Raw genomic sequence first — 25,753 nt, forward strand, 5'->3', positions numbered from 1 at the left:
CCGCGTGAGCGGGAGAGGGAGGGGACCCGGCCCGCCAGGGCCGGGGAGGGTGAGGGTGAGGGTCTTTCCTGCGGCGCGCCCCTCACCCGCCTCGCTTGCGCTCGGCACCCTCTCCCGCAAGCGGGCGAGGGTTGATACGTCCTCACTCCGGCGGCGCCCCTTTCAGGCTCTGCGCGACTTCGCGGGCATGTTCGGCCGCCTCGACGATCTGGCGTCGGTCGAGCACGATCGACAAGAGTGCGCCCATGCGTTCGACCCGGAACACTTCCTTGCCGGGCAGCGCCTTGTTGCAATTGTCCTTTGTGAAGGCGATGAAGAAGTCCGCCTTGTCCCGGTCGTCGGTGAAAATGAAATTATCCGGGAAGAAATAGTCGGCCGAGATGGGCGGGCCGCAGACCGCGACCGTGAAGTCGTGGTCCTCGAACTCGGCGCCGTACTCGGTCTCGAGGTAGTTGACGAGACCCTTCACCGCCTCGGCGTAGGAATTGCCCCAATAGTCGGTCTTGAACAGGGTCTGGGCGCCGTCCACGCCGCCGACAAGCCCGTTGTAATAGACGTATTGGTCGGGGTGCAGCCAGACCATGATGCCGATATGGCCGACGCCGTAGAGGGCCGCCAGGCCGGCGACCGCCCAGCGCCAGCGGAACGTCCGCAGCCGCTCGATCACATGATCGGCGACGAGGGCGGCGCCGACCGCAATCGGCGGCAGCACGAAGATGAAATGGCGCATGCCGTCGAACAGCACGGCCTTGATGTAGACGGCATAGGCGATCGGGAAGAGGGCGGCGAACGCGATCACGCCATATTGCAGGGAGCGGACCCGGTCGGGGCCCTGGCGCCGGCGCAGTTGCTGGGCGACCGCCGCCGGGATCGCGGCAATGGCGAGCAGCAGCGTCAGCTCCGGCAGCGCCAGCACCACATGGGTCGGCAAATATTCCCAAGGGAGGTCGGTCGCCGGAAAATACTGGCCGGCGAAGAGCGTATTGAACGGGAATGTCTCGTGGCTGAAGAAGGCGAGTGCCGTCAGCGGATGCTCGATCGGCGCCTGCTGCGCCCAGGGCCAGAACACCAGCATGACGGCATAGGCGAACACAACCATCGGCACCAGCACGGACCAGGTGCCTTCGATGAGCTCGCGCAGCATCACGCCCGGTTTACGCGTCTCGGCGAGCCGCCAGGCGCAATGGATCAGGCCGAAGAGGCCCGCATAGCAGAAGAACAGCAGGCCGCCGACGCGCACGCCCAGGGACAGGCCGATGACGAAGCCGAGCTTGACGACCAGGCTCAGGCGCGGTCGCGGCAACGCCGCGATGATGCGCACCAGATAATAGATCGACCAGATGCCGGCGACCGCGAAGGGAATGTCCTTCGGGTTGTTGAACATCTGGCCGTAGTAGTTGGGGATAGTCAGCAGCAGCAGCGCCGAGAGGAAGCCCGCGCGCGGGCCGGCCATGAAACGGCCGAGCTTCCAGGCGCCGAGGATGCCCAGCACGCCGACGAGCCCGTTCAGCAGGTGGCGCGTCTCGTAGGTGCCGAATGGCGAGACCTTGTTGATGAAGGCGGCCGTCATGTCGAAGGCGGCGCCGTAATTATAGAGATTGAGCCAGTGGAGCGAGCGCGTGTCCCGGAACCAGGACAGGTAATAGTCCATGACGAAGACGCCGTACCAATTATGGACGTCCTCGTCCCAGGTGACGCCGTAGTCGCGGAAGGTGACGACGACGAGGCCAAGCGTGCCCAGCATCAGCAGCAGCGAGGCGAGATCCCAGCTCGGCGCCAGACGGCGCCGGCGCGCCGGCACGCGGGTGAAATCGATTGCCGTCACCGCGTCGTGCCTCGCTCACTCAGGGCGCTGCGAGCCAAAGGTGCATTCCGTTCGATCACTTGAGGCTTGCTCCGCTTATCCCAAGTCGTCCCTGTCCCAAGTCGTCCCTGTCCCAAGTCGTGCCCGTCCAAAGTCGTACCGGTGCCCGGCCTCGGAGACCCGCATGACCGTTCGCTCACGCCCCCATAACGCCTGAGCGCGATGACTTATTTCCTAACGCTTCGTTCGTGCCGGCTTATAGCATGAGGATTGGCCGGAATCGGCAGCGATTTGCGCGCCTTCCAGCCACCCCGTCGTCCAAGGAGTCTTCTCTTGTCCCCGGCGTCCCTAGAGCTCATCCGCACCATCGAGGAAGCCTCGTTCGGTGCCTGGCCAGCCTTGTCCTATGCATTCGACGACGGCTGGGTCCTGCGCTTCGCCGACGGCCACACCAAGCGGGCCAATTCAATCAACCCAACCTATCCCAGCACCAGCCCCAATGCCGGCGACGTCGAGGCCAAGATCGCACGCGCCGAAGCCTGGTTCCGCGCGCGCGGCCTGCCGCCGATCTTCCGCCTGACGCCGCTCGCGGACCCCTGCGACCTGGACCAGCGCCTGGCAGGGCGCGGCTATGCAGCCGCTGAAGTGAGCCGGGCGCTCTATCATCCCGATCTCAGCGATGTCGCGCCCCTGGCGCTGCCCGACAGCGTCGAGCTGCACCTGGATGCGACGCCGGACCAGGGCTGGCTCGACGCCTATCTGGCGCTGACGCCGCTCGATGCGGCGAAGACGGCGGCCTTGAAGCGGATGCTGCCGCTCATCGTGCCGGCGGTGCGCTTCGGCTGGCTCGCAGAGGCCGGCCGGCCGATCGCGGCCGCCTTCGTCACCGTGCAGGGCGGGTTGATTGGAACCTATGACGTGGTCACGGCGCCCGAGGCCCGGCGGCGCGGCCTGATGCGGGCACTGCTCTCGCGGCTCTACCGCTGGGCGGTCGACGAGGCGGGCGGCGTTTCAGGCGCGCTGTTCGTGGTTGCGGCGAACGAGCCCGCGGGCGCGCTCTATGAAGGCTTCGGTTATCGGGAACTCTATCGCTACCACTATCGACTGGCGCCGAACCGATAGGGTCCGGCGGCCGGTCGATAACCGAAGCATCACTCCGCCGGCTGGGCTTCCGGCTCCGCCTCGTGCTGATCATGGCCACGGTCGCTGTCGCCGCCCTGATGCGGCTGCGCGTGCTGGACGCTCGCTTCCATGGTCTCGGGCTGATCGGCCTCGGCGATGTCGTTCTGCGGCTGCTGCCGGAAATGCTGCGGCCCTTCGCCGTTGGCATTCATGACGCGGAAATAGTGCTCGGCATGCTGGTACAGGTTCTCGGCGGCGATCCGGTCGCCGGCCGAGGCGGCCTCGCGTGCCAGCGCCACGTACCGTTCGAACACCTGGTACGCATTGCCGCGGATCTTCATGCCCGGGCCGTTGCTGTCGAAGGTCTGCGAGCGATGTGGGGGGCGCGGCCGACCGCCCCCGTTGTTGTTGCTGCCGCCATTCATGTTGTTGGGGTTGTTGTTGCCGCGGCCGCGCGACCGTTTGTTAGGACCTGATCTCATGGCACCTGATTACGGCTAGTGGCGAATCTATGGGTGACGGGCTCGCCGGAACGGGCCGCGCCAGTGGGCGCAGCCGGTTCATCGAGGCAGTTTGGGCTGGGGCTATCCCGGCGCCAACGCCCGGAAGTGTGCCCGTCGACATGGACCCTAGACGGTGCGGCGTCGCATTCCAACCATTATTTTCGAGTATCAGCCCGCTTTGCGCAGCACGACGGCCCGGACAATTCCGCCGAGGTCGGCGCGCTCTTCGCACGGAACGAGACCCGCTGCGGTAGCGAGATCCCCCACCGCGGCGGCCTGGCCCTGGCCGATTTCGAACACGACATGGCCGCCGGGCTTCAGCAACCTGGCGGCGGCCGGCGCCAGGATGCGATAGGGTGCCAGCCCGTCGGCGCCGCCCGCCAGCGCGCCAAGCGGGTCATGGTCGCGCACCTCCGGCGCCAGGCCGGCGATGTCGCTTTCAGGAATGTAGGGCGGGTTCGCGACGATGAGGTCGACCCCGCCGGCGAGTGCCCCGACCCCAAGCGCATCAGCCCAGTCGCCGACGATGAAACGCGCGCGAGCGGCAAGGCCGAGCGCCGCGGCATTGGCGGCGGCGAGCCGCGCGGCATCCTCCGACCGGTCGATGCCGATGCCGAAGCCCCGCGGTAGCTCGCTCAGGAGCGCCAGCAGCAGGCAGCCTGTTCCGGTACCGAAATCGATCAGTGTCAGTGCCGCATTCCTATCAGGAACCCGGTCGAGCGCCGCCTCGACGATCGTCTCGCTGTCCGGGCGCGGGTCGAGCGTTGCGGGGGTGACGATGAAATCGAGCGACCAGAATTCGCGATGGCCAAGGATGCGCGAGACCGGCTCGCGCCGTGCCCGCCGGTCGACAAGCTGCTCGAACGCGGCGATCAACGTGGGTGTGACGATTTGTTCCGGATACGCAACAATTCGACCAGTCGTGAGGCCCGTCGCATGCCCCAGCAGCAGCCGTGCCTCGCGGGCTGGTGCCTCGATGCCGGCTGCCTTGAGGCGCGCCGCGGCCGCCGCGATCAGCGTGCCGATCTCTATCCCTGATCCGGGCTCCGGGGCGGTCACTCGATCTCGGCGAGCTTCGCCGCCTGGTCTTCGGCGATCAGCGCCTCGACGATTTCGTCGAGCGCCTCGCCCGTCATCACCTTGTCGATCTTGTAGAGCGTCAGGTTGATGCGGTGCTCGGTGACGCGCCCTTGCGGGAAGTTATAGGTGCGGATGCGCTCCGACCGGTCGCCACTGCCGACCTGGCTCTTGCGGTCGGCCGCGCGCGCCGCGTCCAGCGCCTGGCGCTCCATGTCGTAAAGGCGGGCACGCAGCACTTTCAAAGCCTTGGCCTTGTTCTTGTGCTGCGATTTCTCGTCCTGCTGGATGACGACGAGGCCGGTCGGCAGATGGGTGATGCGCACGGCGCTGTCGGTCGTGTTGACCGACTGGCCGCCAGGGCCGCTCGACCGGTAGACGTCGATCCGGAGATCCTTGTCCTCGATCTGGATGTCGACTTCCTCGGCCTCGGGCAGCACGGCCACGGTCGCGGCCGAGGTATGGATGCGCCCTTGAGTCTCGGTCGCCGGCACGCGCTGAACGCGATGGACGCCTGATTCGAATTTGAGACGGGCGAACACCGCGCGGCCGGAGATCTCGGCGGTTGCTTCCTTGAAGCCGCCGGCGGTGCCCTCCGAGATGCTCATGGTCTCGAAGCGCCAGCCGTGCTGGTCGGCATAGCGCTGGTACATGCGGAAGAGGTCGGCCGCGAACAGCGCTGCCTCCTCGCCGCCGGTGCCGGCGCGCACTTCCAGGATGGCGTTCTTGTCGTCGGCCGCGTCCTTGGGCAGCAGCATGACCTGGACCTGGCGCTCAAGCGTCGGAATCCGCTCCTTCAGAGCGAGAAATTCCTCCTCAGCCATCGCCCTCAGTTCCGGGTCGGAATTGTCGGCGACCATCTGGGCCAGATTGGCGATCTCGTCGCGCGCGGCGTTGAGCTCGCCGATGGCGCCGACGATCGGCTCCAGGTCGCTGAACTCCTTCGACAGCTTGGCGAAGCTGCCGGCGTCGACATTGCCGGCAAGCAGGTCACGCAGTTCGTCGTAGCGGACGGTCAGGCGGTGGAGTTTATGATCGAGCGAGGAACGGTCCATGGGTCTGTCTCAGGTCCGGGGCTCAGGCGAGGCCCTTTAACCGCTCGGCCAGACCGTCGAGCGGCACTTCCTCCTGGCTGCCGGCGTCGAGGTCGCGGAACGTGACGGCGCCGCGCGCGAGCTCGTCCTCGCCCAGGACGAGTGCCACCCTGGCCTCGATTTTGTCGGCGCGCTTCATGCGCTTGCCGACGTTGCCGCTGTAGCCGAGGTCGACGACATGGCCCAGGCCGCGCAGGCGCTGGGTCAGTTTCAAGGCCTCGAGCTCGGCCGCTTCGCCCACCGGAATGACCGCGATCGGCCGGGCCGGCGCGGGCGGTTCGGCGATCAGCATCGAGAGCCGCTCGATGCCGCCGGCCCAGCCGACGGCGGGCAGCGCCGGCCCGCCCATCATGGCCATGAGCCCGTCATAGCGGCCGCCGCCCAGCACGGTGCCCTGGGAGCCCAACTCGGTCGTGATGAACTCGAAAGCGGTGTGGCAGTAATAATCGAGCCCGCGCACGAGCCGCGGGTTCAGCTCATAGGCGATGTCGAGCGCGTCGAGGCCGCGCTTCACCTCGTCGAAGAACGCCTTGGCCGGATCCGTCAGATAGGCGCTGAACGCCGGTGCGTCGGCGACGATCGCCTTGTCGCCCTCGTCCTTGGAATCAAGGATGCGCAGCGGGTTGCGGCCCAACCGGTCGCGGCTGTCGTCGGACAGCTTGTCCAGGTGCCGGGTGAAATACTCGACGAGCGCCGCGCGATAGGCGGTGCGGCTTTCCGTGTCGCCGAGCGTGTTGAGCTCGAGCCGGCAGGACTTGAGCACGCCCAGCTCGTCCAGGATCGCGGCGCCCATGGCGATCACTTCCACGTCGGCCTGCGGCTGGGCCGCACCGATCAGCTCCGCGTCGATCTGGTGGAACTGGCGATAGCGGCCCTTCTGCGGCCGCTCATAGCGGAACATCGGCCCGGCGCCGAAGAACTTGAGCGGTGTCGCCTGGGTCAAGCCGTTCGACAGCACGGCGCGCGCGATGCCAGCGGTATATTCCGGCCGGAGCGTGATCTCCTCGCCGCCGCGGTCCTTGAACGTGTACATCTCCTTGGAGACCACGTCGGTCGTCTCGCCGATCGGGCGCGAGAACACCTCGGTGAATTCGAAGATCGGCGTCGCGATCTCGCCGAAGCCGTAGCGCTCCGCGATCTTGCGCGCGGTCTCGATCACGGTCCGGTGGCGGCGCGCCTCGGCAGGCAGCAGGTCCTGGGTGCCGCGCACCGCCTGAAGCTGGGCCATGGGATCACTTCCTTTGAACGAACGGGTCTTCAAGAATAGAGAAAGGGCCGGCCGGGCGGCACGGGAGTGCCGCCCTCTCTTTGCGGATGATGTGGAGCGGGCTTAAAGGCCCGCTCGCGGTCCGGCCCTTGGTTCGAACCGGTTGGAAGCGCTATTCCGCCGCTTCCGCCGCCGCCTTCTCCGCCTCGATCTGGGCGGCCTTCTGCTCCACCAGACGGACCAGATGGTCGACGATGTCCTTGTCCTTCAGCCGATGGTCCGGCTGGCCGGCGATATAGATCTGGTGCGTGTTGTTGCCGCCGCCGGTCAAGCCGATGTCGGTCTCGCGCGCCTCACCCGGGCCGTTCACGACGCAGCCGATGACCGACACGGTCATAGGTGTGGTGATGTGCGACAGACGCTCCTCCAGCACTTCGACGGTCTTGATGACCTGGAAGTTCTGGCGGGCGCAGGACGGGCACGAGATGACCGTGACGCCGCGGCGGCGCAGGCCCAAGGCCTTCAGGATGTCGTAGCCGACCTTGACCTCTTCGACCGGCTCGGCCGAGAGCGAGACGCGCACCGTGTCGCCGATGCCGGCCCAGAGCAGCGAGCCGAGCCCGATCGACGACTTGATCGTGCCCATGCGCAGGCCGCCGGCCTCGGTCACGCCCAGGTGCAGCGGATAGTCGCAGGCCTCGGCCAGCGCGTTGTAGGCCGCAACCGCCAGGAACACGTCGGACGCCTTGCACGAGATCTTGAACTCGAAGAAGTCGTTGTCCTCGAGGATCTTCGCGTGGTTGAGCGCGCTCTCGACCATCGCTTCCGGGCAGGGCTCGCCGTAGCGCTCCAGCAGCTCCCGCTCGAGCGAGCCGGCGTTGACGCCGATGCGCATGGAGCAGCCATGGTCCTTGGCCGCCTTCACCACCTCGCGCACGCGCTCGGCCGAGCCGATGTTGCCCGGGTTGATGCGCAGGCACGCGGCACCGGCCTCGGCGGCCTCGATCGCGCGCTTATAGTGGAAATGGATGTCGGCCACGATCGGCACGGGCGAACCCTTGACGATCGCTTTCAGGGCGGCGGTCGATTCCTCATCGGGGCAGGACACGCGCACGATGTCGGCGCCGGCCTCGGCCGCGGCGCGCACCTGGGCGAGCGTTGCCTCGACATCGGGCGTCAGCGTGTTGGTCATCGTCTGCACGGAGATCGGGGCGTCGCCGCCGACCAGCACGTTGCCGACCCGGATCTGACGGCTCTTGCGTCGGATGATGTCCCGATACGGGCGGACGCTCATGAGCGAAACTTCCTCGAAGTGGCCAGAATTCGGCCCCTGATATAGCGCGATTACGATGCCCGTAAAAGCCCGGCAGGTGCCAGGGCCCGCCGGTGCATTGCAGCCGCGCGCTCAGACGATGACGCCTATTCCGGCGTGTCTTCGCCCGTGGAAGGTGCAGCGGTCGGCGCACCGATGGGCGGAGCGGCTGCAGGCGACGTGCCTGCAGGAGCCTGGGACCGGGGCGCCGTGGGCTTCGGCTTGGACGGCACATCTTCGCCGAGGTCGCCCGAGAGCAGCCGCTGCGGGTCGAGGGGGATCTTCTTCTTCACCATGCCCGTGGGGCCGAGCGCCGGCAGCTCCTTGCCGTCGACCACGAAGCTCAAGCCCCCCGCATTGCCCGTGCGCATGATCAGGCCCGGCTTCGCCGGCACATAGTAGGTGTCGCCCGGATGCAGCGTGCGGGTGAGGATCGCTTCCTTGCCGTCATAGACCTGGACCCAGGCATAGCCCGTGGCCTTGACCAGAATCCGGCCGGGATTGTCGACGGCGCCGTAGGACTTCGGCCCCTTGGCGTCGGCCGCACTCTCCGGCGGCACGGCCGGCACCGCGCCGGCCGCTGTCTGGGGCAGGGTTTGGCCCGCTGGAGTTTGGCCCGTTGGCGGCTGGGTCTGGGCTTGGGCCGCAACCGGCGGCTGGCCGGCCGCGGGCGCCGATCCAGTGGCGACCGTGCCCGGGGCGGGCTTGCCGGCGGCAAGCTGCGGCGCGCCGATCGACGGCTGGAACAGCTGGGCCGGGGGCGCTGCGGGCGGAACGATCGTGACGCCCGGGGCCGGCGTCGAAGGCGCCGTGACCGCGGTGGCCGGGGCGGTGCCGGACTGGATGGCTCCGGACGAGGTCGTGCCGGCGGGGGCGGCCGGCGCCGTCGTGGCGCCATCGGCCGGCTTCGCTGCCTCTTGCACGGCGGGCGGGATCGGCGCCTCGGCTTGCGGCGGGGGCGGCAACAGGCGGGCCGGCACCGGCTCGACCGCCGGCGGCCGCGGATGCTCGCCCGACGACAAATAGTACCAAGTGCCGTAGGCGAGCGTGATCAGCAGCAGTGCGATCAGGAACAGGCCGCTGCCCGGGATGCCCCGGTCGGTAAGCGGCACCGGGAAGCTCAGGTCCGGCTTCGAGGCGAGCGTCTTCTTTTCGGTCTTGAAGCGCCTGACCGCCTCGTTGCCGTCGAGCCCCAGGTAATCGGCATAGGCCCGCAAGAAGCCGGTGGCATAGGCGACGCCGGGCAGGCCTTCGACCGTGTTGCGCTCGAGCGCTTCCAAGTAATCGGGACGGATGCGGAGTGCTGCGGCGACGTCGCGCAACTCCCAACCGTGTCCCTCGCGCGTCTGGCGCAACAGTTGGCCGACGCTACCCGCAGGCGGTGTCGACGAGCTGCCTTCGAACGGCTGTTCTTCCTCTTCGTCGCGGGGTTTACGCTGAAACATCGACATACACCAGGATCCGTCGGATGCAGGAGAACTACAGAACCGGGTGGCCGCTGTCCCGACTCGTGCGGTGTTTTAGCAGTTCTCTTGCCAAGCGCCCAGCACCGGATGCGGTGATTTTTAAACAGACACGCCGTGGTCCCGGGCGAATTCACGGAGCTTCTCGCGCAGACTATGGCTGGTCTGGCGTGTCGCATCGGCGAGGTACTGGCGCAGCGGGCCGACGTCGAGCGTCCGGATCATCGCCTTGACCGGCCCGATCGCGGACGGCGACATCGAGAGGTTGCGGAAACCAAGGCCGATGAGGGCCATGGCATCGACCGGGCTGCTGGCCATCTCGCCGCACAGCGACAGGCTGACGCCATACTGGTCGGCCGCGCGCACGATCTCGCCGAGGCAGGAGAGCGCCGCCGGCGACAGCACGTCGTAGCGATCGGCGAGGCGAGCGTTGCCGCGATCCTTGGCGAACAGGAACTGCATCAGGTCGTTCGAGCCGACCGAGATGAAATCGACCTGGCGGCACAGGCTCTCGAGCTGCCAGATCAGCGCCGGCACCTCCAGCATGACGCCGACCTTGAGGTGCGAGGGCAGCGGCACCCCATGCTCGCACGCCCGCTCCAGCTCCATGTCGAGGATACGGCGCGCGGCTGCGAATTCGGCCACCTCCGACACCATCGGAAACATGACCTGGAGCAGCCGGCCGTTCGCCGCCAGCAGCATGGCGCGCAGCTGCGTGCGCAGCATGGCCGGATGGTCGAGCGAGATCCGAAGCGCGCGCCAGCCCATGGCCGGGTTTTCCTCGACCGTCTCCGGCAGGTAGGGCAGCAGCTTGTCGCCGCCGATGTCGAGCGTGCGGAACGCGACCGGCCGGTCGCCCGCCTGGTCGAGCACGCGGGTATAAAGTGCCGTCTGGTCGGCGACATCGGGGAAATCCTGCCGGGTCATGAACGGCAGCTCGGTGCGGTAGAGCCCGATGCCCTCGGCGCGGGTCGCGTCCAGCTCCGGCAGGTCGATCAGCAGGCCCGCGTTCATGTAGAGGCCGATCGCGATGCCGTCGAGCGTCACCGCCGGCAGTTCGCGCAGCGCCGCATAGGCCGCCTTGCGCGACCGGCGCTCGGCCAAGCGGCTCTCGACCGCCGCCTGCACGTCCTCGCTCGGCCTGACCAGGACCTGGGCATTGTCGCCGTCGACCACGAGCTGGTCGCCCGGCTCGAGCTGGGCGAGCGCGCCCTTGACCCGGCCGACCACCGGAATGTCGAGCGCCCGCGCAACCACGGCGACATGGGCGGTCGGCGAGCCCTCTTCCAGCACCAGGGCGCGCAGCCGCGCACGGTCGTAGTCCATGAGTTCGGCCGGCCCCATGGTGCGCGCGACCAGCACGACGTCGTCGGTCTCGACTTCGGCCGCGGCGGTGATGACGCTGCCCGACAGGTGGTGCTGCAGCCGGTTCGCCAGATCCTCGAGGTCGGTCAGCCGCTCGCGGATATAGGGATCGCTGATCTGCTTCATGCGCGCCCGCGTGTCGTCGCGCACCTTCTGCACCGCCGCCTCGGCGGTAAGCCCGCTCTCGACCGCCTCGCGGATGCGGCCGAGCCAGCCGCGGTCCTCGGCGAACATCCGGTAGGTCTCGAGGATGTCGCGATGCTCGCCGCCGTGAGCGAGCTCGCTCGCCGACAGCATGCGGTCGATCGAGCGCTGCATCTCGCCGATCGCCGCGTCGAGTCTCAGGCTCTCGGCCTCCGGATCCTCGGCGACCAGCTGGTTGATGACGATCGACGGCTGGTGCAGCACGGCCGTGCCGATGGCGAGGCCGGCGTTGAGCCGCACGCCGTCCAGCCTGTGGGGCAGGGTGCCGATGCCGTCGGTCGGGTGCTGCTCCTCGACGTCGACGAGGGCGCCGGCCGCGATCAGCTCGGCCAGCACCATGGCGACCGTCTGCAGCGCCTCGATCTCTTCGTCGGTGTAATGCCGCTGCGAGCGGTTCTGCACGACCAGCACGCCGGAGACGCGGCCCGAGCGCAGGATCGGCACGCCCATCAGCGAGTGATAGATTTCCTCGCCGGTTTCCGGGCGATAGGCGAAGGCCGGATGCGCCTGGGCGTCGCTCAAGGCCAACGGTCGGGCGGTGGCGGCGATCACGCCGACCAGGCCCTCGCCGACCCTGAGGCGCGTGCGATGGACCGATTCCGGGAAGAGGCCCTCGGTCGCGCAAAGTTCCAGGATGTCGCCGGCGCGCATGATGTAGGCCGAGCAGACCTCGGCTTCCATGTCGGCGGCGATGAGCTGGACGATCTGGTCGAGCCGTTCCTGCGCGGTGCCGGACCCGGCCATGACATCGCGCAGCCTGCCGAGCAGGCGCCGCGCGCCGGTGACGCCGACGCGCCCCTCCATCAGGAGCCTGCCTCGCTCCACTGCGCCGCACGCCGCGCCTGCCCCCGCGCGACCATGGCGCCCAGCGCCTGATCGACGAGCTCGGTCAGGATCTCGGCGGTCGACTGCTCCCGCGTCACCATGCCGACGCTCTGGCCGGCCATGACGGAGCCGTGCTCGACATCGCCCTCGATGACGGCGCGGCGGAGCGCCCCCGCCCAGAAATGCTCGATCTCGAGCTGGGCGTCCTTCTGGGCAATCTCGCCGCGGTTGAAGCGCTCGATCACGTCGCGCTGTACCTCGAGAAAGCGGCGCGAGCCCTCGTTGGCGAGGGCCCTGACCGGGATCACCGGGAAGCGCGAATCGAGCTGGACCGAGGGCACCGCGTCGCGGGCCGATGCGCGGATGAACGCTTGTTTGAAGCGCTCGTGCGCGATCGATTCCGTGGCGCAGACGAAGCGGGTGCCCAGCTGGACGCCGGCCGCCCCCATCTCGAGGCAGGCGAGGATCGCCTCGCCGCGGCCGATGCCGCCGGCGATGAAGATCGGCACTTCGGTAATGTGCGGCAGGATCTCTTGGGTGAGGACCGAGGTCGCGACCGGACCGATGTGGCCGCCCGCCTCCATGCCCTCGATGACCAGCGCATCGACGCCCATGCGGACGAGCTTCTTCGCCAGCACCAGCGCCGGGGCGAAGCAGACGACCTTGGCGCCGGAGTCCTTGATCTGCTGAATGGCGGACGCCGGCGGCAGGCCACCGGCCAGCACGACATGGCCGACCTCCTGCTCGGCGCAGACCCGGATCAAGTCCGAGAGCTGCGGATGCATCGTGATGAGGTTGACGCCGAACGGCTTCGATGTCAGCGCCTTGGTACCCTCAATCTCGGCCGCGAGTATCTCGGGCTTCATCGAGCCCGAAGCCAACACGCCGAACCCGCCGCCGTTCGAGATGGCGGCGACCAGGTTGCGCTCGCTGACCCAGGTCATGGCGCCGCCCATGATGGCGAGCTCCGTGCCGAGGAAGGCGCGGCCCCGGCGCCACAGACGATCGAGCACCACCCGTGCCGGGAGGGCGCCCACGGCCTTGTCGACCGGGGTCTTGTCGGCAGTGGGCGTGTCGGCCGGGGCGATCGCGGAACTCATGCGCTCTCAGGTCACTCGGCGGCTTCGACCGCGTCCAGTCCATAGGCGGAATGGAGCGCGCGCAGGGCCAGTTCCAGATATTCCTCGCCGACCAGCACCGCGACCTTGATCTCCGAGGTCGAGATGACCTGGATGTTGATGCCCTTGTCGGCCAAGGTCTTGAACATCTTCTGCGCGACGCCCGCGTGGCTGCGCATGCCGACGCCGATGACCGAGATCTTCACCACGTCGGCCGACGACAGGATCGTCTCGTACTTCACGTGGTCGCGGTTCGCTTCCAGCACCTTGACGGCGCGGGTGATGTCCGCCTTGCCGACGGTGAAGGTCATGTCGGTGGCCTTGCCGTCGCGCGACACGTTTTGCACGATCATGTCGACATTGATGCCGGCGTCGGCCAGGGGCCCGAAAATGCCGGCGGCGACGCCCGGACGGTCCAACACGCCGGCGACCGTGATCTTCGCCTCATCCCGGCTGTAAGCGATTCCGCTGACGACCTGCTTTTCCAAGATCTCGTCCTCGTCCACGACCATGGTGCCCGGGCGGTCGACGAAGCTCGACAGCACCTGCACCCGCACCCGGTGGTTCATGGCCATCTCGACCGACCGGGTCTGCAATACTTTCGCACCCTGAGACGCCATTTCCAGCATCTCTTCATAGGTGATCTTATCCAGTTTGCGCGCGCGCGCCACGATTCGCGGGTCGGTTGTGTAAACGCCGTCCACGTCGGTGAAGATGTCGCAACGCTCGGCATCGAACGCGGCGGCGAGCGCCACCGCCGATGTGTCCGAGCCGCCGCGGCCGAGCGTGGTCACGCGCCGGCCCTCGGTCGCACCCTGGAAGCCGGCCACGACCGCGACCTCGCCTCTGGCGGTCGCGGTCGTGATCTCGGCCAGGTCGATGTTCTGGATGCGCGCCTTGCCGTGCGCCTCGTCGGTCTTGAGCGGGATCTGCCAGCCCATCCACGACCGGGCCGGCACGCCGATCGCCTGCAGCGCGATCGCGAGCAGTCCCGCGGTCACCTGCTCGCCCGACGCGACGACGACGTCATATTCCTTGGGGTCGGCCAGCTCCGCGGTCTGGTTGGTCCAGGCGACCAGCTGGTTGGTCGTGCCGGACATGGCGGAGACGACCACGATCACTTCGTGACCGGCATCCACTTCCCGCTTGACCCTTTGGGCGACGATCTTGATGCGGTCGACATCGGCCACCGATGTCCCGCCGAATTTTTGCACGAGGCGCGCCATGCTCTATCTTACCTGCGTCGGGCGCGGTATGACCCGCGCACCCGGAAAACTGCCGCTCGCCTCCGGTTGCCCGCCGGATGGCGCGTATTCATACTCGGTGGCGCGCTGCCGAAGCAAGCCCGCCCCGCCGTAAGGCAGACCCGCAACACTCGAACGTGAGAGCCGATCCCCGTGACCTCTTCAGCCTCCTCCAGCGTCGATCCGGACGAGGTCGCGCGTTTCGCCGCGATCGCCGAAGCCTGGTGGGACCCGAACGGCAAGTTCCGGCCGCTGCACAAGTTCAATCCGACACGACTGGCCTATGTCCGCGACCGGCTCGCCGCCCATTTCGGCCGCGACGTGACCCACCGCGCGCCGTTCCAGGGGCTGCGCCTGCTCGACATCGGCTGCGGCGGCGGCCTTGTCGCGGAGCCGATGGCGCGCCTCGGCTTCGCCGTGACCGGTGTCGACGCGACCGAGCGCAACATCGCCGTGGCGTCCGCCCACGCGGCCGAGCAGGAGCTCGCGATCGATTATCGATTCGCGACAGCGGAGGACCTGGTCGCACAAGGCATGAGCTTCGACGCGGTGCTGGCGCTTGAAGTGATCGAGCATGTCGCCGACCCAGAGGCGTTCCTCCTCTCGGTCGGCCGGCTCGTGAAGCCGGGCGGCCTTGTCGTGGTCGCAACCCTGAACCGGACGGCGAAGGCATTCGGCCTCGCCATCCTCGGCGCGGAATATGTGCTGGGCTGGCTGCCGCGCGGCACGCACACCTGGTCGAAGTTCCTGAAACCCAGCGAAGTCGCGGCCGGCCTCCGGCATGCCGGCTTGACGCTCCAGGACCTGACCGGCGTCACCTACAACCCGCTCGCCGACAAATGGCACCTTGGGCCGGACACCAGCGTGAACTACCTGATGACGGCGGTGAAGATCGGGTGAGATCGGTGCCGAGCCGGGCCACCCTCACGAGTCCGCCAGCGGCACCCAGGGGATGCGGGCGACTTCGATGCCTTCGTCGGCCAGTTCCTCGGCTTCCTCTTCGGTCGTGTGGCCGTAGATGCCGCGGGCGTCTGCCTCGCCGTGATGGATCTTGCGGGCTTCCTCGGCGAAGCGCTCGCCGACGTTCTCATGGCTTTGCTCGATCACCTTGCGCAGCGTGCGCAGAAGCGTGATTGCCCGCGCCGGGTCCGGCTGCGGCGCCGGATCGGGCAGGCTGTTCGCCTTGCGGCCGACGGCCGGCGCCATCAGCGCGCGGTCGACGTTCTTGTCGCCGCACACCGGGCACGCAATCTCATGGGCGGCCTGCTGGGCTTCGAAGGCTTCGCTGTTGCGGAACCAGCCTTCGAAATGATGATCGGACGGGCAGCGCAGTTCGTAGAGAATCATCCGTTGAAGGTGCTGTTGAGGGTTGAAGGGGACATTCGATGAACGATCCGCTGGGCATTCCGTCGCCATGGGCGCGCCGCTTCGCCCATCTGGTCGAGAAAGGCGGCGCGGTGCTGGACCTGGCGGCCGGCGCCGGCCGGCACGCCCGCTTCTTCGCCGGGCGTGGCCATCCGGTGGTCGCGGTCGACCGCAATCTCGACGGCATGGCCGACCTCGATCCCGAGGGACCGGTCGAGCAGGTAAAGGCCGATCTCGAGGACGGCAGTCCGTGGCCGCTCGGCGACCGGCAATTCGCCGGCATTATCGTCAGCAATTACCTGCACCGGCCGCTGCTGCCGCGGCTGGCAGCGGCGCTGGCGCCGGGCGGCGTCCTCATCTACGAGACCTTCGCGGTCGGCCAGGCCGCGTTCGGCCGGCCCTCGTCCGCGGATTACCTGCTGAGGCCGAACGAACTGCTTCACGCCTTCGCCGACGCGCTCACCATCGTGGCGTTCGAGCACGGTATCGACTATGCGCCGGGCCCCAAGGCAGTGCAGCGCCTTGCTGCCGTCAAGGGGCGGGATCTCGTACCGCTCTGACATCGGGCTCAATCCTGGGGCTCAGTCCGCCGCTGCGGCCGCGCCCGGCTTGACGAGGCGCGGCGGCGCGAAGGGCCGGTCGTGCCCGAGCGACGGCACCATCTGCCGCGCCTCGGCAATGCGCGCGAGATCGAGCTCGGCCGAGACGATGCCGACCTCCTCGCCGCCGTCGGCCAGCACCTCGCCCCAGGGGTCGATGATGAGCGAATGGCCGTAGGTCTTGCGGCCTTCGGCATGGGTCCCGGTCTGTGCCGGGGCGACGACGAAGCAGCCGGTCTCGATCGCGCGGGCGCGGAGCAGCGTGTGCCAATGGGCGCGGCCGGTCGGCACCGCGAAGGCCGAGGGCACGGTCAGGATCTCCGCCCCGGCCTGGGCCAAGGCCCGGTAGAGCGCCGGGAAGCGCAGGTCGTAGCACACGGTCAGGCCCACGCGCGCGAACGGCGTCTCGACCACGACCGTCGCCTCGCCCGGGCGGAACTGCGAGGATTCGCGATAGCTCTCGCCTTGGGCCAGGTTGACGTCGAACATGTGGATCTTGTCGTAACGCGCGGCGATCGTGCCGTCGGGCGCGAACAGGTAGGACCGGTTGGCGAGCCGCTCCTCGTCCGCAAGCTTGACTGCCATGGAGCCGGCCAGGAGCCAGGCACCGGTCTCGCGCGCGAGATCGGCGAAGAACGGGATGGCGTGGGGCTTCGCCTCGTCCTCGGCCTTGGCGAATTTCGGCTCGCGCTTCGGCTCCAACATGACCGCCACCTCGGGCGTCAGGATGAAGCCGGCACCCTCGTCGCGGGCGCGGCGCGTGAGCTCGCCGATCGTGGCGAGGTTAGGGGCGACCTCGCGGCCGGCGGAGATCTGCAGGCAGGCGACCTTGATGCGTTCAGCCATGGGATCTCCGGGGTCAGGTCAGGAAGCGAGCTTGGCGTCGAGGCTGCCGGCGCGGTCGAGCGCATAGAGGTCGTCGCAGCCACCGATATGCTCGCCGTTGATGAAGATCTGCGGCACCGAGGTGCGGCCGCCGGCGCGGCTCATCATCTCGGCGCGCCGATTGGGCTCTTCCATCACGTCGATATTGACGTACTCGACCCCCTTCTTGCCGAGCAGCGACTTGGCGCGCGCGCAATAGGGGCAGAACAGGGTCGAATAGACTTCCACCTGGGCCACGAACAGACACTCCCGCAGGAAATAAAACGGTCTCAAGCGATATAGGCGAATGCAAGCCCGGTTGCCAGACCGGGCAGCTTTGCACGAATCACGGCACACCCCCGCTCGGGATTCGCATCGCGCGGGCGAGCGTCAGCACGTCGACTTGCGTGGCGCCCGCCCGCTTCAGCACGCGAGTGCAGGCCTCGATCGTGGCGCCGGTCGTCAGCACGTCGTCGACCAGCACGACGCGCTTGCCCGTGAGGTCGGCCTTAGGTTTGAGCGCGAAGGCGCCGCGCACGTTCTCGGCCCGCTGCAGGCGCGAGAGATGGCCCTGGCTGCGCGTGCGGCGCCGGCGAACGAGCAGGTCGGGCGCGAAGCGGGGTGCCTTGAGGGACCTGGCATTCGGGCGCTCGCCCCAGGCCGCGACGGCGGCGCGGGCGAGGAGCGCCGACTGGTTGAAGCGGCGGCGGAAGAGGCGCGTCCAGTGCAGCGGCACTGGAACGATAAGGTCGGCCTCGGCCAAGAGCTCGGCGCCGCTGCGTGCCAGCCATTGCCCGAAGGCCGGAATGCCGTGCAGCCGGTCGGCATGCTTGAAGGCGAGGATCAGCCGGCGCGACTGGTCGTCATAGGCGAAGACCGCGCGCGCTCGGCCATAGACCGGCGGGTGGGCGACGCATTGCGCGCATTCGACGCCGACGCCCGCGTCATAGGCAAATGGCAGCCCGCTTTCACGTTTGAGCCAAAACCCCCATTTCCACGAGGAAGGTTCTCTGGTAGTGCAGTCCGCTGGCGACATGCCTGATCCCGCGCTCGCTGGTCTTCGGAAGGGGGCGCTTGGCATGCAGCGCCCTCTTAAGTCAAAACATACACAGAATCTTGGTTGGCGGTTGAGCCTGTGGGTATGTGGGCGAAGCGAGCATTCCCCCGTCTTCCGCGTATGCGCGGAAGACGGGGGAAGCGCAAGCGCTCCTGCCCCGCAGGATCGTCCACATATCCACGGGCTTTGTGCCGCTATCTAGCGCAGCTCGCGACGTGATCATGCACGTAGTCCACAGGGTACCGGACAAGGCCGTCCGCGCCCTCACTAGCGAACGGATGGCCTTGGTCGGTGGCCCTGTGGACCCACGTGCATGATCACGGGGTGGGGGTTCGGGGGAGGGACGCGCGTTCGAAGGTTATCCACAGGAGCGTCGATCTCCGCTGCTCCCCGAGCGCCCTGGTCCAGCGAAAACCGGCTCGCGACCTCCTTGCCTTCCCGCCCGCACCGAGCCCACCATCGACATACGACGCCTTCTCCGGTGCCCAGCCACATCGACGACCCCGTAGGCCCGCCCCCGGCAGCCTCGTCTCCGTGAGCGCGCGCCGCTCCGGCGGACGCTGGCTGCCCACGTCTCGGCGGCCCGGCACCAAGGACGTGGCAGCATAGCAGTCTTCGATGATGGCAACCGCACCCGGCGGCGCGAGCCCACGGCTGCGTTTACGATCGACTCCGCCGCCGAGCCCGACGCCCGTCAGCACCGCGACAATTAGCACCCCGCTGCCACGGCCAGACCGTTGCCGGGCGACGGTAAGGCTCCGCAAGTGACCTACCGTGTACGATTACGCGGTCGCGACCGAATCCGTCTCGCCTCCAACTTCCTTGCTTCCCGTCTCCACCCGGGCTCACCATTAAGTCACGGGCCGCCAACCAGCTGCCCGCGACATCGACAACCCACCGGTCGCGACGGCCGCCCACCCGCGAGCGCAGCTCTCCGCGGCCGACGGCGCTCGTCACCGGTGAGCACGGGGGCTCACGAGACCATGCGCGACCTGACCTTCCTCCACCCGACCGCCAGCTGCCAGGTCACGATCTGTTTCGAGCTCGACGTGCTCGCCGATCGCCCGCCCATCATCGACCGCGACCATCTCGTTGATCGCGTGGTCGATGCCATCGCAGACGCCGTCGGCGCCGAAGATCCGGACGGCGTCATCCGCCAGCGCGTCGAGGTCGTCGTCTCCGTCGCTTACTCAACGCTTCCTGCCGCGGTGCGGACCGGCTTCGCGGTCCCAGTGATCTTCGATCCCGCGGACGATCAAGGCGACGATGGCTCGTGCGACGCTCGGACGCTCCTGCGCGCCGTCATCCGGCATGAAGTCGAGCGAATGGCTCGGCGGCACCGAACCGATGCCTGGCTGGCGCTGGTGAACGACGTCGCTGTTTCCCTCCACGCGATCGCGACCTGGGACGGCGAACTCGTCTTCGAGGTCTGGCAGCGCTTCGAGCAGCTCGAACCCGACCTGGTGAACCTCGGTGTCGATCGCGACCACATCGACGCGCTCTGGTACTCGATCCCGCAACTAACTCAACCGAGATGGCCATGCTCGGTCTCCGCAGCCATCCTGTGCGACCGCGCAGGTCGGACGATGGTCGCGGACCCAGTGGCGCGGCTCACTGCCGGGCCGACGATTCCCCTCGCTGTCGAGCAACATTTGGCGGCTGCGGCATGACGTTGCGGGAAGCCATCTAGAGTGGACGACGAATCGGGGCGCTGAGCGAATGGCGACCGCGCTCACGTTCGAGTGCGTCGGCTCTGCGGGTCTCCTTGCCTGACGTGTCGAGCTCGCCAAAGAGAAGCACGGGCTCGGAGGCGATGTCGTGCACCCAGCGGACCTTCAGATACCTCATCCGGGCAGAGGTCCCTTCGGACCCGCATGACCTTCTTTAAAAGGCGCGATCCGTTCAGGCGCCCGTGTCCGCTTCGGGTTCGGGCTGCGTCTCGTACGGCGCACGCGGTCCGGCCAACCTCACTCCGTCCCCGGCCACGATATCGCGCGCGATGAAAATGACGCCCGCCGCCTCGAGGATCGCGGTAGCTCGAGCAAGTCCACTCGGGTTCGTTCCGAGGCTCTCGTTCTCGAGCCTCGTGATGCTGTTCCGGGCCAGCCCCATGCGCTCCGCAAGGTCTTCGGTCGACCAGCCGAGCAGGGCCCGTGCCGCCTTGATCTGTGCGGGCGTCGCGATCATGCGACGTATCGTCAGCATTTCAAGCGCTTAGGTCCATAATGTTGACAAAGGCGCTCGTGGGTAATGACTGCGACTTTCCCGAAAAATCCGTAAAATGGATTAATCTGGAAAAATCCGTTGCGCGACGGCGCCACGTTCGCTAGGGTCCTGCCATCGAGAGCAGCGAGGCGGGCCCGAATCGGGGGTGCCTCGGCTCGCCAAAGCGTTCGAAGGATTTCGCCGCATGACGACCCCCGTCAGGCAACGCTCCCGCTCGCCCGAGCGGCGGCAGCTCGACCTGCAAGGATTCGCATTTGGGAGGCACGCGTGATCGCCTCGCGACCGATCACATTGGCCGACCTCGTTCGCGAAAACAGGCACATGGTCGAGCTCAGGCTCGCCACGCCGTCCGAGCTGGCGTCCGTCACCGGCGATTTCGATGAGATCGGCCCTTACAAAGGATTCGTGAAGGGCTGGCAGATCATCGCGATCCACGACCACCTCAAGAATTCGACGACCCTGCACATCGTCGGCTCATTCTCGATGCGGTCCTGGATCACCAGCGATGTCCTGATGCTCGCGACTGACCGATCGTTTGCAAGGACTCGCAATTCGGTCTACGCGCTCGGCCGCAGGGCGGAGGCGGGTCTCTCGATCGCTCACCTGCGCACCGTCGCGCGGGCGCTCAAGGCGTGGGGACTGGTCGAAAAATACGGTCTCAAAATCCTCGGCGACGACGAGCTCGCGGAGCATGACGATGCATGAGCGTACTGCCGCGTACGAATCCTTGGTCCAGAAGGCCGGGCTCGACCCGGCCGTCATTCGCGCGATCGATGTCAGCTCGCGCTACGGGCTCTGCACCGCCACGGTCCGGCGCGACCAGCGAGTCCACATCCCCGACCATGGGTTCGCCCATTTCATGGAGGACGAATCAGGCACCCCGATCGTGACGCTGCCGGACGGGATCGAGCACGACGGAACTCGTTTCGTCCCCTTTGTCGATCCCGCACTCGATCCTGCCCCCCAAGATGCCCGCGAATACTGGAAGCGCAGCGCGACGCTGGCGGCGAAGATCGCGACCTTCAAGGGGCGCCTGCAAGTCGCGGGAGGGCGGGAAAACGGATGGGTGCCGATCGTCGAGAGGCTGGTCGATGCGGTCTGCGTCGCGCTCGGCCCGTCGGACGCGGTGACGATCACCTTCGAGACGAGCTTCGGCTTGCTCGGAGCGTCGATCCACGCTGCTTGCCGGGACCCGGACGTCCGGTGCTATGTCCATGACCTCGGCCCATGGGCGGAAGCTGTCGCGATCGGCCAATGCATGGTGTCCGGCGAGCCCGGCTGGCGCGGCCCGGTTCATGTCGACGAGCCATGGGAATTCACGCTTTCGGATCGGATCCGCTCGCTGCCGGACCCTCTGGCGCACGAGCTCATCTACCCGCGACCGCAGGAAGAGGGCTGATGACCAGGTATCAGACAACGCGGAAGGAAACGGCCTCCAAGTAGGCCTCAAGGCTCCGCGCGACCTCAACTTCGACCGCCAGGAATTGCGGTCGTCTCCGACAATCTTGTGAGGACTCAGCATGACGAGCATCGTCAGGCAATGCCCCCGCTCGGCCGCCGATTGGTGCGCCGCTGATCAAGGATTTGTTCCAGTGAGCGGTCGATGACCGCGCCGCGCGAACTTGAGCATTCCGACCTGATCCTGTCGTCGCGACGGCCGCTCGAACTGAGGCTGGCCAAGGAATCGGAACTGGGGGCGATCACAAGCGCGATCGATGATGCCAAGCCCATCAAAGGAGTCATTCACACCTGGCAGGCGATCGCGATGGTCGATCCGGTCGCTGGCGCGGCAACCCTGCGCATAGTTGGGCTCTTTGAGGCGTGCCCCTGGATCACGTCGGACGCGCGCGAGCTGTCGCACGACCGGTCGCTCGTCCGGACACGCAACTCGGTTTACGCGCTGGGGCACCCCGTCGACGGCACCTTGTCGCCGTCACATCTACGAGCAGTTGTGTGGGCGCTCGATGAATGGGGGCTGGCGGACAGATATGGCCTGGAACTCATGAGCGAAATCGACATCGAGAGAGCCGTCCATGGCCGTCACGAATCCTAAGTCCTCCGTTCGCGTTGCGATCGCGTCCGATCTCCATTTGGAGTTCGGAGGCAATCCTCCGGACCTCGAAATCCTTGATGGCGACGCCGACCTCCTGGTCGCTGCGGGCGACATCGACGCGGGAACCCGAGCCGTCGATTGGCTTGCGACTTCGCCGGTGCCAGTTGTCTACATTATTGGCAACCATGAGTTGTACAATCGCGACGCCGAAAAAGGCCGCGCCGCGATCGCGCTCGCCGCTCGCGCGCATCCCCACGTGCACGTGCTCGACGACGACCGGATCGACTTCGATTTCGGCGGCGGGCGGCGTGTGCGAATCCTTGGTGGCACGCTCTGGACCGACTACAGGCTCTACGGCGAGAAGCAGCGTCTCCGCTGCATGCACGCGGCCGCGATCGGCATCAACGATCACCGGGTGATCCGGTTTCACGACGGACTCTGGTCTCCCTCGGACGCCGCCGCTGCATTCGATCGAACGCGTGATTTCCTTGAAGGGGAGCTCAAGAAATCCTTCGACGGCATCACGCTCGTCGTGACCCATCACGCGCCGACGCCCGAGGCTATCGACGGCCGGTACAGGGGAGGGGCCCTGTGCGCGGCATTCGCGAGCGATGTCGAGTCTTTGATGCCGTATGCGGATGGTTGGATCTACGGCCACACGCACAGCTCCATCGACATCGAGATCGATGGCTGCCGCATCGTCTCGAACCAACGGGGCTACAGCTGGGAGGCAAAGGGCTTCCAAATCCGAACCTTCGAATTCTCCAAGCGGACAGCAGGCATCGGGCCATGAATGATCTGTATGAGGAAACTCTTTTCGCGCGCTGGCCGGACCTCTACCGGGGGAGGTTCGAGCCGCTGACGGTCAACCTGATGGCCTTTGGCTGCGAGTGCAACGACGGCTGGTACGCTGTTCTGGACGCGTTGTCATGGGTGCTGACAACGCACGCTCGAGCGCTCGACCGGCCGCCGCCCATCGCAGTCCAAGTCAAGGAAAAGTACGGCGCTTTGCGATATTACGCGCACGGAGACGACGAGTTCGACGCCGGTGCGATCTCGATGGCGGAGGACTTGTCTGCAAGGATTTGCGAGATCTCGGGGGCGCCCGGGCGCCTTTGCACCCGAGGGGACTGGTACGCGACCTTTTCGCCGTCGGTTGCGGCCGAAAAGCGATTCCGCATGCTCGACGCCGACGAGCCGCTGCCGCCGGTGCCGTCAGAGGAGATCGGGCGAATCCTTCGCGAGCGATGGCCGACCGTGATCGACGGCGTGGTCGAGCTTCCACCAGGCTGGCTCGACATCGGCGACGCCCTGGCGAGCCGCCTCTCGCACAAAGGCTGGTACCCGGAGAGGCCCGCCACCCGCATCCTCGAGTTGCGCGAGATCGACGGCCTGCTGGCGGTCCGAATGGACGGCGGAGATGCCCGGGATCGCGGCGCCATCGCCATGGCCGCAGCGATGGCCGACCGTACCGACGCGTCGAGCGGCCGATCGCTCCTGCCTCCGACGCCCGACGAGAACTGAGCGTGACCGTCAAACCGGACGTCGAGGAACTCGACAGCGTCGATCTGCTTTCGTTGTGGCGGACCCGCCCGATCGCGAAGCTTGGCGAAGAGCTCGTCGGGCGGCTGGGGGCGGCGCTGATCGCCTTCGGGCGGACGGCGAACCCAGAGCTCGAGCCCGTGTTGCTGCGGGCCCAAGTGCGTGACGCGTTCGCGTGGATCGAGCTCGGCGAAATCCTTCGATCGACCGCGTGGTGGGATGACTGCGCGGGCACGCGCACTGCAAGTTCCTTCGACGCGCATTGTAGCTGCCTTCTTGTCGCCGCGGCCAACGGCTCGGAATGGGCCTCGGCGATGCTGGTCCTGCGTCTGGCCCGCCATGAGCTTGGCGCGGACGATCCGATCCGGCGCATCGAGCTGCTAAAGGCCCTTGCGAACCGATTTTCGCTGCCGACGGTCCGGCCCTTGGCTGCCCTAGATTATCTCGGCGTGCGCGACCACATTGAATCCGAGCTTCGAGAGCGTGGCGTTCGGCCAAAGGTCGCGCCCTCGGAACCGGCCGCGCGGACTGAGGCCGCGAACCCAACAGGTCCGTCGGTGGCCGTGCTTCTCGAGGCGCCTGAGCCCACGACCGACCGCGAAATGAAGACAATCGTCGACAGATACGGCGTGCTGACGCGGCCGGTCGCGCTGCGACAGGGGCCCGATCCCGATGCCTTGGCGGACGGGCTACTCGAGGCGTTTCCTTGGGCGACCGGGGCGATCGACGACGTGCGTGTCGAACTTCATCTCGCACATCGGATGGCCGGACCCATATTCCGGCTGCCGCCGATCCTGCTCGTCGGCGATCCGGGCGTCGGGAAATCGACGTTTCTCCGTCGCTTGAGCCAGTACTCGGGGATCCCGTCGGCCACGATCCTCGGCGCTGGGGTGACCGACAACCGCCTCCTGGCGGGCACTGCCAAGGGCTGGTCGAGCGCGACTCCCTCGTTCCCGCTCGCGGCGATCAGGCGGCACATGCTCGCGAATCCGATCATCGTCGTCGAGGACGTGGACCGTGCAGGCGGCAGCGGCCGAAATGGACGCATTCAGGATACGCTCGTGAGCATGCTCGATCCATCGACCGCGTCGGCGTGGCTCGACGAGTGTCTCCAAGTTCCTGCTGATCTGACCCATATCTCATGGTTCCTGACCGCGAACCGGCTCGACCGCGTCGATCCGGCGGTCCGGGCGCGATGCCGGATCATTCACTTCCCTAGGCCGCGTCCAGAGGATTTCGAGGTGCTGCTCGCGGGCATGCTCGACGACCTCGCAAACGAGTACGAGACCGCGGTGAACGTGCTCCCGGAGCTGCCGGGGGAGGTCGTGGATGAGATGCGCTCGGCATTCCAAACCGGCCGCCTCCAAGCGAGGCAACTGGCGGGGCTGGTCCGGCGGGCGGTCGCGCTCGAGGCCGCGGCAGAGCGCGCGGCGCCACACTGAGGGGAAGAATTCGATGAGGTCCGGCAGCACGAAGAAACGGCGCGACCTGGAGCGGGAAGCTCGCCTGATCGAGGCCGGGCGAGAGGCGATCCGGCAAGGCCGGTACGTCGCCGATAGGGATCTCGACGCGTGGCTCGACGGGCCGGATCGGGATCCCGATCTTGAGATTCCGTTGGCGACGCCGCCGAAGTCCGATACCTGTTGATTCTGGACCGAGAGCCGTCAACTCGAACCTGCCTGTTTTGGGCTCAAGTGGGCGAGGCACGC

The 25,753-nt window shown here is 67.3% G+C and carries 27 protein-coding genes and 1 pseudogene; 11 read left to right on the forward strand and 17 right to left on the reverse strand.

All coding sequences use genetic code 11. The features are described from left to right. Positions 1-142: 142 nt before the first annotated feature. Positions 143-1,825, reverse strand: a complete 1,683-nt coding sequence (locus IEY58_RS01055) for a glycosyltransferase family 39 protein (RefSeq protein WP_189041523.1) — start codon at positions 1,823-1,825, stop codon at positions 143-145. Positions 1,826-2,137: 312 nt separating this feature from the next. Here IEY58_RS01055 and IEY58_RS01060 point away from each other — a divergent pair, with 312 nt between their 5' ends. Then, on the forward strand, positions 2,138-2,926 hold the full coding sequence (locus tag IEY58_RS01060) for a GNAT family N-acetyltransferase (RefSeq protein WP_189041525.1): 789 nt from the start codon (positions 2,138-2,140) through the stop codon (positions 2,924-2,926). A 29-nt stretch (positions 2,927-2,955) separates the two neighbouring features. Here the strand turns inward: IEY58_RS01060 and IEY58_RS01065 are convergent, their stop codons facing one another. The 10 genes and pseudogenes from IEY58_RS01065 to IEY58_RS01105 all read right to left on the reverse strand — a co-directional run bounded on the left by IEY58_RS01065 (position 2,956) and on the right by IEY58_RS01105 (position 14,320). Next, positions 2,956-3,408, reverse strand: coding sequence for a DUF4167 domain-containing protein (locus tag IEY58_RS01065; RefSeq protein WP_189041527.1), 453 nt, complete (start codon positions 3,406-3,408; stop codon positions 2,956-2,958). 189 nt (positions 3,409-3,597) lie between these two features. After that, positions 3,598-4,488, reverse strand: coding sequence for a peptide chain release factor N(5)-glutamine methyltransferase (prmC, locus tag IEY58_RS01070; RefSeq protein WP_229743402.1), 891 nt, complete (start codon positions 4,486-4,488; stop codon positions 3,598-3,600). Beyond that, positions 4,485-5,561: a peptide chain release factor 1 gene (prfA, locus tag IEY58_RS01075; protein WP_189041529.1), complete on the reverse strand. Its 1,077-nt coding sequence runs from the start codon at positions 5,559-5,561 to the stop codon at positions 4,485-4,487. The genes prmC and prfA overlap by 4 nt, the downstream gene beginning before the upstream one ends. Before the next feature lie 22 nt (positions 5,562-5,583). Further along, complete coding sequence (gene hisS / locus IEY58_RS01080; RefSeq protein ID WP_189041531.1) at positions 5,584-6,828, reverse strand: histidine--tRNA ligase; 1,245 nt, start codon at positions 6,826-6,828, stop codon at positions 5,584-5,586. Positions 6,829-6,979: 151 nt separating this feature from the next. Next, positions 6,980-8,101: a flavodoxin-dependent (E)-4-hydroxy-3-methylbut-2-enyl-diphosphate synthase gene (gene ispG, locus IEY58_RS01085; protein WP_189041532.1), complete on the reverse strand. Its 1,122-nt coding sequence runs from the start codon at positions 8,099-8,101 to the stop codon at positions 6,980-6,982. A 125-nt stretch (positions 8,102-8,226) separates the two neighbouring features. Then, positions 8,227-9,231 carry a RodZ domain-containing protein gene (locus IEY58_RS01090; protein WP_407648376.1) on the reverse strand — a complete coding sequence of 335 codons (1,005 nt, stop codon included), beginning with the start codon at positions 9,229-9,231 and terminating at the stop codon, positions 8,227-8,229. A gap of 75 nt (positions 9,232-9,306) precedes the next feature. Beyond that, positions 9,307-9,570 (reverse strand): annotated as a pseudogene (locus tag IEY58_RS34755) (helix-turn-helix domain-containing protein); the annotation flags it as partial. A gap of 114 nt (positions 9,571-9,684) precedes the next feature. Further along, the gene (ptsP, locus tag IEY58_RS01095) at positions 9,685-11,955 is read right to left on the reverse strand and encodes a phosphoenolpyruvate--protein phosphotransferase (RefSeq protein WP_189041536.1); all 2,271 of its coding nucleotides are present in this window, start codon (positions 11,953-11,955) and stop codon (positions 9,685-9,687) included. Then, a complete protein-coding gene (locus IEY58_RS01100) occupies positions 11,955-13,076 on the reverse strand; it encodes an NAD(P)H-dependent flavin oxidoreductase (RefSeq protein ID WP_189041543.1) in 1,122 nt (373 codons plus the stop codon). Before IEY58_RS01100 ends, ptsP begins: the two co-directional genes overlap by 1 nt. An 11-nt stretch (positions 13,077-13,087) precedes the next feature. Next, a complete protein-coding gene (locus IEY58_RS01105) occupies positions 13,088-14,320 on the reverse strand; it encodes an aspartate kinase (protein WP_189041545.1) in 1,233 nt (410 codons plus the stop codon). 171 nt (positions 14,321-14,491) lie between these two features. Between IEY58_RS01105 and ubiG the strand changes: the two genes are divergently transcribed. Then, positions 14,492-15,238 (forward strand): bifunctional 2-polyprenyl-6-hydroxyphenol methylase/3-demethylubiquinol 3-O-methyltransferase UbiG, encoded by a 747-nt coding sequence (gene ubiG / locus IEY58_RS01110; protein WP_189041547.1) that lies wholly within the window; start codon positions 14,492-14,494, stop codon positions 15,236-15,238. Between the two features lie 24 nt (positions 15,239-15,262). On the opposite strand, the gene IEY58_RS01115 is transcribed toward ubiG, so the two are convergent. Further along, positions 15,263-15,754, reverse strand: coding sequence for a DUF1178 family protein (locus IEY58_RS01115; protein WP_308422374.1), 492 nt, complete (start codon positions 15,752-15,754; stop codon positions 15,263-15,265). On the opposite strand from IEY58_RS01115, the gene IEY58_RS01120 reads away from it, so the two are divergent. Beyond that, entirely contained in the window at positions 15,724-16,263 is a 540-nt protein-coding gene (locus IEY58_RS01120) for a class I SAM-dependent methyltransferase (protein ID WP_189041549.1), read from the forward strand. The two genes, IEY58_RS01115 and IEY58_RS01120, sit on opposite strands and share 31 nt — an antisense overlap. Positions 16,264-16,284: 21 nt before the next feature. Here IEY58_RS01120 and IEY58_RS01125 read toward each other — a convergent pair whose 3' ends face one another. The 3 genes from IEY58_RS01125 to IEY58_RS01135 all read right to left on the reverse strand — a co-directional run bounded on the left by IEY58_RS01125 (position 16,285) and on the right by IEY58_RS01135 (position 18,202). Beyond that, on the reverse strand, positions 16,285-17,148 hold the full coding sequence (locus IEY58_RS01125; protein WP_189041551.1) for a carbon-nitrogen hydrolase family protein: 864 nt from the start codon (positions 17,146-17,148) through the stop codon (positions 16,285-16,287). A gap of 18 nt (positions 17,149-17,166) precedes the next feature. Then, a complete protein-coding gene (gene grxC, locus IEY58_RS01130) occupies positions 17,167-17,424 on the reverse strand; it encodes a glutaredoxin 3 (RefSeq protein ID WP_189041553.1) in 258 nt (85 codons plus the stop codon). Positions 17,425-17,512: 88 nt separating this feature from the next. After that, positions 17,513-18,202: a ComF family protein gene (locus tag IEY58_RS01135; protein WP_229743403.1), complete on the reverse strand. Its 690-nt coding sequence runs from the start codon at positions 18,200-18,202 to the stop codon at positions 17,513-17,515. Between the two features lie 1,004 nt (positions 18,203-19,206). Between IEY58_RS01135 and IEY58_RS01140 the strand changes: the two genes are divergently transcribed. Further along, positions 19,207-19,893: a hypothetical protein gene (locus IEY58_RS01140; protein WP_189041557.1), complete on the forward strand. Its 687-nt coding sequence runs from the start codon at positions 19,207-19,209 to the stop codon at positions 19,891-19,893. A gap of 16 nt (positions 19,894-19,909) precedes the next feature. Here the strand turns inward: IEY58_RS01140 and IEY58_RS34760 are convergent, their stop codons facing one another. Continuing rightward, complete coding sequence (locus tag IEY58_RS34760; protein ID WP_407648370.1) at positions 19,910-20,071, reverse strand: DUF6881 domain-containing protein; 162 nt, start codon at positions 20,069-20,071, stop codon at positions 19,910-19,912. A gap of 54 nt (positions 20,072-20,125) precedes the next feature. Beyond that, on the reverse strand, positions 20,126-20,410 hold the full coding sequence (locus IEY58_RS01145; RefSeq protein WP_229743405.1) for a helix-turn-helix transcriptional regulator: 285 nt from the start codon (positions 20,408-20,410) through the stop codon (positions 20,126-20,128). Between the two features lie 360 nt (positions 20,411-20,770). Here IEY58_RS01145 and IEY58_RS01150 point away from each other — a divergent pair, with 360 nt between their 5' ends. The 7 genes from IEY58_RS01150 to IEY58_RS01180 all read left to right on the forward strand — a co-directional run bounded on the left by IEY58_RS01150 (position 20,771) and on the right by IEY58_RS01180 (position 25,691). After that, complete coding sequence (locus IEY58_RS01150; protein WP_189041559.1) at positions 20,771-21,154, forward strand: hypothetical protein; 384 nt, start codon at positions 20,771-20,773, stop codon at positions 21,152-21,154. Then, positions 21,147-21,848, forward strand: a complete 702-nt coding sequence (locus tag IEY58_RS01155) for a hypothetical protein (RefSeq protein ID WP_189041561.1) — start codon at positions 21,147-21,149, stop codon at positions 21,846-21,848. The genes IEY58_RS01150 and IEY58_RS01155 overlap by 8 nt, the downstream gene beginning before the upstream one ends. A gap of 204 nt (positions 21,849-22,052) precedes the next feature. Next, positions 22,053-22,502, forward strand: coding sequence for a hypothetical protein (locus IEY58_RS01160; RefSeq protein WP_189041563.1), 450 nt, complete (start codon positions 22,053-22,055; stop codon positions 22,500-22,502). Further along, a complete protein-coding gene (locus IEY58_RS01165; protein WP_189041564.1) occupies positions 22,483-23,295 on the forward strand; it encodes a metallophosphoesterase in 813 nt (270 codons plus the stop codon). The genes IEY58_RS01160 and IEY58_RS01165 overlap by 20 nt, the downstream gene beginning before the upstream one ends. Next, positions 23,292-24,026 (forward strand): hypothetical protein, encoded by a 735-nt coding sequence (locus IEY58_RS01170; protein WP_189041566.1) that lies wholly within the window; start codon positions 23,292-23,294, stop codon positions 24,024-24,026. Before IEY58_RS01165 ends, IEY58_RS01170 begins: the two co-directional genes overlap by 4 nt. Positions 24,027-24,028: 2 nt before the next feature. After that, a complete protein-coding gene (locus tag IEY58_RS01175) occupies positions 24,029-25,486 on the forward strand; it encodes an AAA family ATPase (protein ID WP_189041568.1) in 1,458 nt (485 codons plus the stop codon). A gap of 13 nt (positions 25,487-25,499) precedes the next feature. Continuing rightward, complete coding sequence (locus IEY58_RS01180) at positions 25,500-25,691, forward strand: hypothetical protein (protein WP_189041570.1); 192 nt, start codon at positions 25,500-25,502, stop codon at positions 25,689-25,691. The last annotated feature ends 62 nt before the right edge of the window (positions 25,692-25,753 follow it).

This window comes from Aliidongia dinghuensis, from assembly GCF_014643535.1.
GTDB classification, from domain to species: Bacteria; Pseudomonadota; Alphaproteobacteria; order ATCC43930; family CGMCC-115725; genus Aliidongia; species Aliidongia dinghuensis.